Annotated in this window: 12 protein-coding genes; 6 read left to right on the forward strand and 6 right to left on the reverse strand. The window is 71.7% G+C overall.

Annotated features, from left to right (window positions below):
* Positions 1-6: 6 nt before the first annotated feature.
* Positions 7-801, reverse strand: coding sequence for a class I SAM-dependent methyltransferase (locus NAMU_RS08145; RefSeq protein ID WP_015746928.1), 795 nt, complete (start codon positions 799-801; stop codon positions 7-9).
* 86 nt (positions 802-887) lie between these two features.
* Positions 888-2,138 (reverse strand): IS110 family RNA-guided transposase, encoded by a 1,251-nt coding sequence (locus NAMU_RS08150; RefSeq protein ID WP_015746517.1) that lies wholly within the window; start codon positions 2,136-2,138, stop codon positions 888-890.
* A gap of 275 nt (positions 2,139-2,413) precedes the next feature.
* On the opposite strand from NAMU_RS08150, the gene NAMU_RS08155 reads away from it, so the two are divergent.
* Together NAMU_RS08155 and NAMU_RS08160 are read left to right on the forward strand one after the other, a co-directional pair.
* On the forward strand, positions 2,414-3,172 hold the full coding sequence (locus NAMU_RS08155; protein ID WP_015746929.1) for a class I SAM-dependent methyltransferase: 759 nt from the start codon (positions 2,414-2,416) through the stop codon (positions 3,170-3,172).
* A gap of 79 nt (positions 3,173-3,251) precedes the next feature.
* The gene (locus NAMU_RS08160) at positions 3,252-4,811 is read left to right on the forward strand and encodes an LLM class flavin-dependent oxidoreductase (protein WP_015746930.1); all 1,560 of its coding nucleotides are present in this window, start codon (positions 3,252-3,254) and stop codon (positions 4,809-4,811) included.
* An 18-nt stretch (positions 4,812-4,829) separates the two neighbouring features.
* Here NAMU_RS08160 and prfB read toward each other — a convergent pair whose 3' ends face one another.
* Positions 4,830-5,939: a peptide chain release factor 2 gene (prfB, locus tag NAMU_RS08165; RefSeq protein ID WP_015746931.1), complete on the reverse strand. Its 1,110-nt coding sequence runs from the start codon at positions 5,937-5,939 to the stop codon at positions 4,830-4,832.
* 97 nt (positions 5,940-6,036) lie between these two features.
* Between prfB and NAMU_RS27155 the strand changes: the two genes are divergently transcribed.
* The 3 genes from NAMU_RS27155 (at position 6,037) to NAMU_RS08180 (ending at position 8,296) form a co-directional block, all read left to right on the forward strand.
* Positions 6,037-6,471, forward strand: coding sequence for a universal stress protein (locus tag NAMU_RS27155; RefSeq protein WP_015746932.1), 435 nt, complete (start codon positions 6,037-6,039; stop codon positions 6,469-6,471).
* Between the two features lie 41 nt (positions 6,472-6,512).
* The gene (locus NAMU_RS08175; RefSeq protein ID WP_138180016.1) at positions 6,513-7,403 is read left to right on the forward strand and encodes a diacylglycerol kinase; all 891 of its coding nucleotides are present in this window, start codon (positions 6,513-6,515) and stop codon (positions 7,401-7,403) included.
* A gap of 257 nt (positions 7,404-7,660) precedes the next feature.
* Positions 7,661-8,296, forward strand: a complete 636-nt coding sequence (locus NAMU_RS08180; RefSeq protein ID WP_052307862.1) for a DUF222 domain-containing protein — start codon at positions 7,661-7,663, stop codon at positions 8,294-8,296.
* Positions 8,297-8,354: 58 nt separating this feature from the next.
* Here the strand turns inward: NAMU_RS08180 and istB are convergent, their stop codons facing one another.
* From istB to NAMU_RS08195, 3 genes are all read right to left on the reverse strand, one after another.
* Positions 8,355-9,188 carry an IS21-like element helper ATPase IstB gene (istB, locus tag NAMU_RS08185; protein ID WP_015746934.1) on the reverse strand — a complete coding sequence of 278 codons (834 nt, stop codon included), beginning with the start codon at positions 9,186-9,188 and terminating at the stop codon, positions 8,355-8,357.
* Entirely contained in the window at positions 9,185-10,519 is a 1,335-nt protein-coding gene (locus NAMU_RS08190) for a Mu transposase domain-containing protein (RefSeq protein ID WP_015746935.1), read from the reverse strand. The genes istB and NAMU_RS08190 overlap by 4 nt, the downstream gene beginning before the upstream one ends.
* A gap of 86 nt (positions 10,520-10,605) precedes the next feature.
* A complete protein-coding gene (locus NAMU_RS08195) occupies positions 10,606-10,989 on the reverse strand; it encodes a hypothetical protein (protein ID WP_015746936.1) in 384 nt (127 codons plus the stop codon).
* A gap of 231 nt (positions 10,990-11,220) precedes the next feature.
* Between NAMU_RS08195 and NAMU_RS08200 the strand changes: the two genes are divergently transcribed.
* Complete coding sequence (locus tag NAMU_RS08200; RefSeq protein ID WP_052307863.1) at positions 11,221-11,913, forward strand: HNH endonuclease; 693 nt, start codon at positions 11,221-11,223, stop codon at positions 11,911-11,913.
* The last annotated feature ends 2 nt before the right edge of the window (positions 11,914-11,915 follow it).

Below are 11,915 nucleotides of genomic sequence, written 5' to 3' on the forward strand. Positions count from 1 at the left end.
GCCGGGTCAGTCCGGCCGGCGGCCGACCGCGCACCAGGCCCGGGCGGTGAGCGTGAAGGGCTCGTCCGGCCGGTCGAACCGGGTCCGGCAGGCATCCTGCAGGGCGCGGCGCTGATCGTCGTCCAGGGCGCGGCAGTAGACGCCGGCCGGGCCGATGCCCAGGGTGAGCGGGTTCCACCAGTCCTCGAAGTTCGTGTACCGGGCGTGGGTGTCCAGGGTCAGCTCACGCACGTCGGTCAACCCGGCCTCGGTCAGCAGCGTGGGCAGATCGCCCTCCCGGCTGCCGGGGCGGGGGACCTCGCCGCGCGGCCCGTCGGCCAGTTCACTGACGCCGGCCCAGAACCGGCGCAGCATCTCCATGTGGGCCAGGTCCCAGAAGCAGGTGGCGACGACGCCGCCGGGCCGCGTCACCCGGGTCATCTCGGCCATCCCGGCCGCCGGATCGGTCATGAACCCGACGACCAGGCAGGACAGGGCGGCGTCGAACGTCCCGTCGCCGAACGGCAGGTGCTCGGCCACGCCGAGGCGGACGTCCACCCCGGGGTGGCGGTCCCGGCAGGCCTGCACGAACGGCTCCGACGGGTCGATGGCGGTGACGTTCCCGGCGCCGGTCCGGGCGACCAGTTCGGTGGTCAGGCCGCCGGGGCCGGCGCCGACGTCCAGCACGGTCTGGTCCGGACCGATGCCGGCCGCGTCGGCGAAGGCGGGGGCCAGGGTGGGCAGGTACCGGCCCATCAGCGCGTCGTACCCCGCGGCGGGAGCGTTGAATGAACCGGCGATGGCGGGGTCGGGCTGTGTCATCCTCTGAGCATGAGCCTTTTGCCCGGGTTTCGACACCGTTGGACTGATCCGGGTGCGGTGGAGGAGCGCCGATGAGAAGCCCTGTGTCAAGCCGCCCTTTTTTGATCTTGGTTGAGGAGGCGTTGCAGGGCCCGGTGTTCTGCCGGGTCGTAGCGCACGCCGTCCTGCCAGCAGTGCCAGATGACGGTCAGCCAGGCACGGGCCAGGACCCGGACGGCGTGGGGGTGGTCGTGACCTCGTGCTCTGGCTCTTCGGTAGAGATCGGCTGCCCAGGGGTTGGCCTTGATCGAGTCGCCGGCGAAGTCGCAGACGGCGTCGCGGAGTTGTTTGTCGCAGGCCCATCGGAACGCCACGACGCGGATCTTTCCGGATTGGCGGGTGGACGGGGCGACACCGGCCAGGCAGATCAACGCTTCCGGGGTGGGGAACTTGGCTCGGCAGTCGCCGATCTCGGCGAGCAGCCGGGCGGCCCGGACGCGGCCCGAGCGGGGCAGGCTGGTGAAGATGTGTTGGTCGGCGTGCGCGTCGAGCTGGGCGCTGATCTGGGCTTCCAGAGCCTTGATCTGGGTAACCATCGCGGTGAGCAGGGCAACGGAGGATGCGGTGATCGCGGTGTACGCCGTCTGGTCGCCGGCGGCGCCGCGGGGTGCGGCGGTCAGATGGGCGTGCAACGCGGCCGGGTCGGTGCGTCCGGAGTAGCCGACCGAGGACAGCCACCGGCCGAGTCTGGTCGGGGTGAGCCAGTCGGCTTTGTCCTGGGTCGGGAAACGGGTCAGGAACGCCAGAGTGATCAGCGAGTCGATCTGCCGGAACAGGCCGACCGCACCGGGGAAGACCAGGCGAAGGTGGGCGCGCAGTTGGTTGGCCAGGGCCACGCGGTGGGCGACCAGATCGCGGCGAGCGCGGACGATTCGGCGCAGCGCGACGGTTTCCGGTGCGTCGGGCACCAGTGGCCGCAGCCGGGACCGGTCGGTGCGCAGGGTGTCGGCGAGCACGTAGGCGTCGAACCGGTCGTCCTTGTTGCCGGCCGAGCCGTACCGGCCACGCAGGTTCTTGACCTGGTTCGGGCTGATCACGACCACGGTCACACCGGCGCCGAGAAGGGCGTCGACCACGGGCCCGTCGGGGCGTTCGATCGCGACCTCCTGGCAGCCGGCGCGGGTGAGCACGGCCACGAGTTCGATCAGTCCGGCGGCGGTGTGCTCGATGGTGTGCCGGGCAATCTCGCGGCCGCGGTCGTTGACGATCGACACGGCGTGGTCGTCGCGGGCCCAGTCCAGGCCTGCGGTCAGGTCTTGGGGTGCTTGGTCGGGCAGGGTGTTGCTGGCAGACTTCACGTCAGCCTCCTCGCTGCTAGTCCCAGTGGGGAGGCGCCCTCGTACGGTGCCGATGGTGCCGGGACGTGTCTGCCGGTTCGCTCACTGATCGGCGCTCGCGGCACGCAGCTTTGGCGCTCAGCCCTGTCGACGGTCGGCACGTCCCGGGGAACCGCCAGATCTCGCAGATCTCATCGTGGACATCAACCGTGTCCAGCGAGCTGGGCGATGACCGGGCGGCACCTCGGGCGCATCACCAACCCCTCGAGGATTGATGACCTAAGGATGGTGCACCAGTGAGCTTCGACGTGGCCGCCCAGGCGTACGGGGCGTTCATGGGCCGGTACTCCGAACCGCTGGCCGACCGGCTGGCCGACCTGCTCGAGCCGGTCCCCGGCGCGCGGGCGCTGGACGTGGGCTGCGGACCCGGCGCGCTGACCGCCCGGCTGGTCGAGCGGCTGGGCCCGGACCAGGTGTGCGCGATCGACCCGTCCGCGCCCTTCGTGGCCGCCGCCCGGGACCGGTTCCCCGGTCTGGACGTGCGATCGGGCCGGGCCGAGGAGCTGCCCTGGCCGGACGCGTCCTTCGACCTAGCCGCCGCGTCGCTGGTCGTGCACTTCATGCGGGATCCGGTGGCCGGCCTCGGGGAGATGGGCCGGGTCGTCCGGGCCGGCGGGACGGTCGCCGCCACTGTGTGGGACCACGCCGGCGAGCGGGGACCGATCTCCACCTTCTGGCGCGCGGTGCACGACCTGGATCCGGCCGGCCCGGACGAGTCCGGCCTGGCCGGCGCCCGGGCCGGGCACCTGGCGCAGCTGTTCACCGCCGCCGGCCTGAGGGTCGTGCGGGACACCGAGGTGACGGTGACGGTGCGCTACGACTCGGCGGACCAGTGGTGGGAGCCGTACACCCTGGGGGTCGGCCCGGCCGGGGCCTATCTGGTCGGGCTGCCCGATCAGCAGCGAGAAGCGTTGCGCCGACAGTGTGTCGAGCGGCTCCCGCCGGCCCCGTTCGCCGTCGAGGCCACCGCCTGGTGCGTGCTCGGCCGGGCCTGATCGGCCAGCGGGTTCGGCCCGCCTCCCCTACGGTGGGTCGGTGCCCGGAGCGGACCCCGGCACGGGAAAGGGGTGTCGGATGCCGGATCTGGGTCACGAGCTCGCATTCGGCCTGTTTCTGCCCAATCCCGCCTCGCAGGCGGCGACCGTGGTCCGGTTGGCCCAGGTCGCCGAGCAGCAGGGGCTCGATCTGATCGGCATCCAGGACCACCCGTACAACCCGGACCTGCTGGACACCTGGACCCTGCTCGCGCATCTGGCCGCCGCGACCACGACGATCCGGCTGTTCCCGGACGTCGCCTGCGTGCCGCTGCGGCCGCCGGCGGTCCTGGCCCGGTCCGTGGCCAGCCTGGACCTGCTCACCGACGGCCGGGTCGAGCTCGGGCTGGGCGCCGGCTATTTCCTGGACCCGATCGCTCGGCTGGGCGGCCCGGCCCTAACCAGGGGACAGGCGGTCACCGCGTTGGAGGAGGCGATCGGCGTCATCCGCGCGATGTGGACCGCCGCCGGCCCGGTCACCCGGCCCGGCCGGTTCCATGCGTTGGACGCGGCGACGCCCGGTCCGGCACCGGCCCACCCCGTCGAGATCTGGGTCGGGTCCTACCAGCCGCGGATGCTGTCGCTGACCGCCCGGCTGGCCGACGGTTGGGTGCCGTCCCAGGCCTACGCGGCGCCGGAGCGGACATCGGAACTGAACACCCGGATCGACCAGCTGGCCGAGCAGGCCGGCCGACGGCCCGCCGACATCCGGCGGATCTACAACGTCAACGGTCGATTCGCGGCCACCGCCGGCGGATTCCTGGACGGTCCGCCGGCGCACTGGGTCGACCAGCTCACCGATCTGGTGCTGGCGCAAGGATTTTCCTCGTTCCTGCTGGCCCCGTCCGGCGACATCATCTCCTCGATCGAGCGTTTCGCGCAGGAGGTGGTGCCGGACGTGCGGGAGCGGGTGGCCGCCGCCCGTCGCGGTGAGCCGGTGGCCGCGGAAAGCGCTGCGGCCGTGGAGCTGTCGCCCCCGACCCCGGTGCCCGACGGCCAGGAACGGGACGGTCACTGGGGCGATGCCGGCGGCCTGCGGGTGCAGGACCGGCCCCGGGCCCCGCGGGTGGCCGCGGCCCCGGCGGCCGGCGGCGCGGCCGGCCCGGACAACTTCCGCAACCTGGTCGCCATCCACGACCACCTGCGGGCCGAGCTGGAGCAGATCGCTCAGGCGGTGCAGCAGGTCGCCGACGGCGAGCTGACCCCGGTGGCCGCGCGCACCCTGATCAGCCGGATGACGGTGCGGCAGAACCACTGGACGCTGGGCTCGTTCTGCGCGTCGTACTGCCGGATCGTCACCATCCACCATGCGGTCGAGGACGCCCACATGTTCCCCGGGGTGCTCGCGGTGGCCCCGCAGGTCAAGGCGGTGGTGGACCGGCTGGAGGCCGAGCACCTGGTGATCGCCGGGGTGCTGGACCGCTTCGACCGGGCGCTGGTCGACCTGGTCCGGGAGGAGGGCCCGGAAGGCCCCGGCCCGGACGGCATCGCCGAGATCAGCGAGCTGGCCGCTCATCTGGGCGACGTGTTGCGCTCGCACCTGTGCTACGAGGAAGACGAGCTGGCCGGGGCGCTGGCCCTGATGCCGGGGTCGATCTGACCCCGAGTTCGCGCCCGTTCAGGCCGAGGCCGCCTCGGCCTCGGTCGAGCGGCGCCAGCGGATGCCGGCCTCGATGAAGTCGTCGATCTCGCCGTCGAACACCGCCGACGGGTTACCCACCTCGAAGTTCGTGCGCAGGTCCTTGACCATCTGGTACGGGTGCAGCACGTAGGAGCGCATCTGGTTGCCCCAAGAGTTGCCGGTGTCCTTGAGCGCGTCCATCACCGCGCGCTCCTCCTGCCGGCGCCGCTCGAGCAGCTTGGACTGCAGCACGGCCATGGCCGAGGCCTTGTTCTGGATCTGCGACCGCTCGTTCTGGCAGGACACCACGATGCCGGTGGGCAGGTGGGTGATCCGGACGGCCGAGTCGGTGGTGTTCACGCCCTGCCCGCCGGGGCCGGAGGAGCGGTACACATCCACCCGCAGGTCCTTCTCGTCGACGTCGACGTGATCGCTGGTCTCCACGACCGGGGCGACCTCGACGCCGGCGAAGCTGGTCTGCCGGCGGCCCTGGTTGTCGAACGGGGAGATCCGCACCAGCCGGTGCGTGCCCTGCTCGACCGACAGTGTCCCGTAGGCGTAGGGCGCCTTGACCTGGAAGGTTGTCGACTTGATGCCCGCCTCTTCGGCGTAGGAGGTGTCGTAGACCTCGGTGTTGTAGCCGTGACGCTCCGACCAGCGCAAATACATGCGCATCAGCATCTCGGCGAAGTCGGCGGCGTCGACCCCGCCGGCCTCGGACCGGATGGTGACCAGCGCCTCGCGCTCGTCGTACTCGCCGGAGAGCAGCGTGCGCACCTCCTGCGCGTCGATCTCCTTCTGCAATCCGAGCAGCTCCTGCTGGGCCTCCAGATACGTGTCCGGGTCCTCGTCCCCGAGCTCGAACAGCACCTCGAGGTCGTCCAGCCGCTGCCGCAGATCCTTGATCCGCTTGAGCTCGGCCTGCGCGTGGGAGAGCCGGCTGGTGACCTTCTGCGCGTTCTCCTGGTCGTTCCACAGGTCGGGCGCGCTGGCCGCTTCGGACAGCTCGTCGATGCTGCGCGCCAGCCGGTCGACGTCCATGACCTTTTCAATGCTGGTCAGGGTGGTGTCCAGGGCTTTGACCGCAGCTGCGTCGTCGAGATTCACAACATGCCAGCCTACGCGGGATTCGGGGACCTTCGGCCCTGCCGGTCGTGAGCCAGGCAAACCTAGCGTCGAAGGCACCGGGTCAAGGAGTGCTGGGATGAATGCTGGAATCGTGGTCGGGATCGAAGGAACCCCCGCGGGGCGGGCCGCCCTGGAGTGGGCGATGCGGGAGGGAATGCTGCGGGGGCGGCCGGTGACGGTCGTGCATGCCTGCGGCCAGCCGTTCGGGCGGGAGGTTCGGGCGATGTCGGACGTGGAGGCCCGGCGGGCGTCGGCCTGCATGCTGGACGCCGCGGTGGCCGAGGCCGAACGGGCGGTGGGCGGCAAGCCGGAGATCATCGAACGCAGCCGGCACGGGGCGGCGGCCAAGATCCTGCTGGAGGAGGCCCAGGACGCCGAGCTGCTGGTCCTGGGCCGTGGCCACCGGCTGAGCGTGGTCGACGTGGTCGGTCAGTCGGTCTCCGCCGAGTGCGTCCGGCACGCACCGTGCCCGGTGGTGATCATCCCCGGCAGCGCCGCGACCTCGCCCTGAGCTTTCGCGCCGGCTGACCGGTTCGCCCGTACTGTGTGCGGGTGCTCGGCCACGTGACGGTGCTGGTCAACCCGCTGGCCGGGCGCGGGCGGGCGCGTCGGGTCGCCGGTCGGGCGATCGCCGAGATGCGGCGCTGCGGCGTTGACGTGCAGGTGGTGGTCACCGGGTCGGCCGAGCACGGCACCCAGGCGGCCGCTGCGGCGGTGGCCGCCGCCCGGGACGCCGTGGTGGTCTGCGGCGGGGACGGCGCCATTGCCGCGGTGCTGCCGGTGCTGGCCGGGGGCACGGTCCCGCTGGGCGTGCTGGCCGGTGGCTCCGGCAACGATTTCGCCCGGGCGCTCGGGCTGCCGGTGCGAGACCCGGTCGCCGCCGCCCGGGTGGTCGCCCGCGGGGTGGCCGGGCGGGTGGATCTGGGCCGGATCGGCGAGCGGTGGTTCGGCACCGTGGTCGCCGCGGGCTTCGACGCCCGGGTGAACGAGCGGATGAACGCGATGACCTGGCCACGCGGTCGGCTGCGCTACCACGCCGCCCTGATCGCCGAGCTGGCCGCCTTCCGACCGCTGCCGTTCTCCATCGAGGTGGACGGGCAGCGGCTGGACGGTGACGCCATGCTCGTCGCCGTGGCCAATACCGGCAGCTACGGCGGCGGGATGCGGATCTGTCCCGACGCCCGGGTCGACGATGCCCTGCTGGACGTCACCGTGGTCACCTCCATCAGCCGGGTGAAGCTGGTGCGGCTGTTCCCGTCGGTCTATTCGGGCCGACACGTGCGCCGGCCGGAGGTGCTGACCCTGCGTGGCCGTTGCGTCCGGTTGTCCGCCCCCGGGGTCATCGCCTACGCCGACGGGGAACGAGTCGGGCCGCTGCCGGCCACGGTGACCGCGGTGCCCGGTTCCCTGGCCGTGCTCGGTGCCGGCGGGGCCGGTGGGTAGAGGAGGACTTCAGGCCGAGCATCACGGTCCGTTTCTCAGCTCGACCAAGCCGTCCAGATCGGCCGCGTGGCCCCGTCGGATGCCCCCGGGCCCGCGGCGAACACACCCGGCCCAGAATCGATGCCGTCGTGGCGACTCCCCGGAGCTTGCCGTAGTCCCATTTCGTGGTCAGTCTGTTGAGCTACGCGTTCGAAAACCGTGTCTGACCAGCGGATACAGTCTAGACTGTGGCCTGGTCATCGACTAGAATCGAACGTATGTCGAACCAGGAGCAGATCGCCGCGATGGTCGCGATGCTGGCGGCGATGGAGTCGGTGTCCGATGACGAGCGGATCGTGCTGGTGGGGGAGCTGGAGCAGCTGAAGGCGGTCGCGGCGGCGGCGCAGGCCCGGTTCACTGATGCGTTCGCGGTCTCGCAGCGGGCCCGGCTGCTCAAGGCGGGGTGCACGTCGAGGGAGGCGAGCCGGTCGATCACCGGACAGGTGGGGTTGGCCCGGCGGGACAGCTCACACAAGGGCAGCCGGCATGTGGGCCTGGCGGCGGCGCTGGTGCGGGAGATGCCCCGGGTGCTGGCGGTGCTGGGTCGGGGGCAGACCAGTGAGTGGCGGTGCACGGTGATCGCGCGGGAGACCGCGCACCTGTCGCCGGCGGATCGCGCGCGGATCGACGAGGCCATCGCGGGGGAGTTGCCGGGGTGGGGTGATGCCCGGACCGAGCGGGAGGTGCGGGCGTGGGTGCATCGGTTGGATGCGCAGGGCGCGGCGGCGCGGGCGGCGAAGGCGGCGGTGGATCGGCGGGTGAGTATCCGGCCGGCGCCGGACTGTATGGCGTATGTGACGGCGTTGCTGCCGATGCCACAGGGGGTGGCGGTGTTCGGGGCGTTGCATCGGTGACGACGCTCGTCGAAGATCCCCAGAGGTGCTCGTCGAAATTCCCCACCCTGTGGCGGGGTCAGCGTAGCGTGCCGGTGCGGGTGCCGGCGCGGATTTTGTCGGTTCGGGCGTGGTGATCGCGGAGTCTGTACGAATCCCCGGCGATGTCGAGGACGACCGATCTGTGCAAGAGGCGATCGAGTAGTGCGGCCGCGACCATGTTGTCGCCCAGGACTTCTCCCCAGGACGTCACCGGCCTATTTGTGGTCAGAATGATCGAGGTCTTGAGGTACCGCTGGGCCACGACCTGGAACAACGCGGACGCGGCCTCTGCCGGCAACGGCAAATAGCCCAGTTCGTCGATCGCGAGCAGGGTGGGGCCGGCGTAGAAGCGCATGGTGGTGGCCCACCGACCTTCGATCGCGGCCCGGTGGCAGCGGGCTGCGAGGTCGGCGGCGGTGGTGAAGTAGGTGCGGTAGCCGGCCTCGGCGGCTTTGCGGGCTAGGCCGGTGGCGAGCATGGTTTTGCCGACACCGGGCGGTCCGATCATCAGCACGTTGGTGGCGGACTCGAGGTAGCGGCACGACGCGAGGTCGTTGACCAGCCGGGGGTCGACGCCGGGTTGGGCGTCGTAGTCGAACTCCTCCAGGGTCGCGTCGGTGGGCAGGCAGGCGAACCGGAGCCGGCCGGCGAGCCGCCGGGCCTCGGTCGCAGTGACCTCGATCCGCAGCAGCCGTTCCAGAGCCGCGGTCATGGTGAGGTTCTCGGCGCGGGCCTGGTCCAGGACGGCCGGCAGGGCCGCGGCCGCGTCGAGCAGCTTCAGCGTGGTCAGGTGGGCGCGGAGCTGTTGGTAGCGGCTGTTCTCGGCCGGGGTGGCCGGCGGCGGCGCGTCGTCCGTGGTGGTGGTGGTCATGGCAGGTTCCTCCGGCGGGCGGCCGCGGCCGCGTAGACGGTCAGATCGACGACGGGGTCGGGTGTGGTGGTGGCGCCGCGCAACACCTGTGCGGCGTGCCGGGCGGCCGGGCCGGGTGGGATGCGCTGTTTGCGGCGGTGCGGTTTGGCGGTGGTGAACGCGGCCAGCGCGGCTTTGTTCAGTGCGGTGACGTGGTGCTCGCTGCGGATAGTGGCGCCGGTGCCGTCGCCGGCCCGGTGATGCAGGGCTACTGTCACGCCGCGGTCGGTGACGAACGCCAGCACCGGGGAGCCGAGGCGGTGGGTCACGGTGACCGGCCCGTTGGCCAGCTCGGGCGGCACGGAGTACCGGTTCCCGCGGAACGAGACCAACGCCTGCGCTGATACGACCCGCTCGACGGCCAGCTCGGCGGGGAACGCCGTGGCGGGTAGCGGGGCGAGCCGTTCCCGGGCGGCCAGGTCCGCGACGGTGCACCGGTTCCCGTCGACATCGACGCGGTCGCGGGTGTCGCCGACGGTGGCGCAGAACTGGTCGAGCCGGGCCTGCGCGTCGGCGACGGTGATGTCGTCGGGCAGGGTGCGCCACCATCGTTGCGCCGCGGTGTGGTTGGCCTTCTCGACCACACCCTTGCGGTTGCCCCGCCGCGGTGGGCACGGTTTGACCTGTACCCCATAGTGCTTGGCGACCGCGGCGTAAGAGGCGGTGACCTTGCCGGTGCCCGGGTGCACGACGGTGGCCATCCGGTCGAACCGCCAGACCCGGGTCAGCCCGCCGAGCCGGACCACGACCTGGTGCTGCGCGTCGATCAGCTGCGGCTGGTCCATCGCCTCGGCCAGCACCCCCCGCCACTTGCTCGAGTGGGCCAGCGCGCCGACCAGCAGGAACGCCTTGGCTCCGTAGCCGTCCCAACTCCTGGGTGGGTCGGGCAGCTCGAGCCAGTCCCATTGGGTTTCCTCGGCCGGCGGGTGGTCGATGACCGCTGCGGGGCGGCCGCCGGCCGGCCGGCAGGCGTGGCACACCGGCCGCAGCCCACGAGTGCGCAGGTTGTGCGTCAGCCGCGGGTAGGACCGGTCGTAACCCAGCTGCAGCAACTCGTCGTACAAGGCGGTCGCCCATAGGTGCGGGTCCTCGACCAGCCGTTCCCGGCAGTAGGTCACGAACGGTTCGAACACGTCCGGGCCGGCCGGTGAGCGGACTCCGGCGGTCCGCTCACCGTTCAAGTACGCCCTGATCGTTTTTCGGTCTTTGCCCAGGTGGCGGGCGATCGCGGAGATCGACCACCCCCTGCGGCGCAGGGCGTGCGCGTCCACGTCTTCCTCCTGTGTGAGCATGAAACGGGCTCCCTCGAACAGCTGGCCGGTGGTCAGAGACCGCCAGCGTCGAGGGAGCCCCGCCGTCTTCCGCGGAGCCACGCGCGTCAACCGCGCTTCGAAACGGCATGGCCGGAATCCGCGGCGCCCAGGTGGGCCAGGTGCGCAAGTGCGGCGTCCAACGCATTGGCCAACTCGTCCGCGGCGTCGCCGGCGCCGGCCAGATCGGCGCCCGCGGCCGCGACGATCCGGCCGGGCCCGGTGCCGGTGTCGGCCCGGATCCGGCCGTGGTCGTGTTCCGCGCGCAGCCACCGGTCGAGCTGGCCCAGCAGCTGCGGCAGCCCGCCGGCCAGCACGGCGAGCTCGCCGACTAACCGGTACATCTCGGCCGGAGCGGTGAACACGCGTGGGTCGCGGGTGCGGTGGTTGAGCTCTCGCACGTCCTCGGCCGCCCGCTCGGCCAACTCCAGGACGTGCCCGTCGCCCGTCATGCCGCGCTCACAGACCGCCGGCAGGAACGCAGGCACGAGCGATGCGATCGCGGCCGGGTGCCGCACGGCGGGCAGGCGCTGGCGGTCCGCCCGCCGTCCGAGTCTGCGCGGGGTCGCCGGTCGGTCGTCGCGAGGTGGCGGCCAGCCGCCGGGATCGACCAGCCACCCTGGGGTGATGCGGGTGCGTGCATTTCGTTCCTCCCATGTGAGCGATGAAGCGGGGTCACAGGGGTGGGGAGATTCAGCGAGCAGGTCTGGGGAGATTCAAACGAGCGTCATCATCGGGCGGCGCTGGCCGGGGCGGTCGACCCGGACGAGCATCGGAGCAAGGGTCAGATCATGGCTGATGAGCTGGTGCGGCGGGTGCTGACCCCGGGCGAGGGGGAACCGGACGTGCCGGGTATCGAACTGCATGTGGTGATGACCGACCGGACCCTGCTTGACGGTGATGAGGAGCCGGCGCAGGTCGTCGGATACGGGCCGGTGCCGGCGCCGGTGGCGCGGGACCTGGTCCGCGCCGACAGCAAGACCAAGGTGTGGGTGCGGCGGCTGTACACGAACCCGGAGACGGGGGAGTTGGCCGGGACCGACGCCCGCAAACGGGATTTCCCCGACGTGGTTCGTCAGTTTTTCTTGGTTCGGGATCAGGTGTGTCGGACGCCGTGGTGCGGGGCGCCGATCCGCCATGTTGATCATGCGGTGGCGGTCGCCAAGGGTGGGGTCACGGACTTGCGGAACGGGAACGGGCGGTGTGCCCGGTGCAATCTGACCAAGGATCTCCCGGGGTGGGTGAGTGTGCTGCGGGACGGGGCGATCGTCACCAGCACCCCGACCGGGCAGCAGTACGCCAGCCGACCACCCCGACCACCAAGATCGGACTCCTGGGAGTCCGCCGACGATCTACCGGCAACGACCGGGGGCTAGTT

It is taken from the genome of Nakamurella multipartita DSM 44233 (genome assembly GCF_000024365.1).
Lineage (GTDB): Bacteria > Actinomycetota > Actinomycetes > Mycobacteriales > Nakamurellaceae > Nakamurella > Nakamurella multipartita.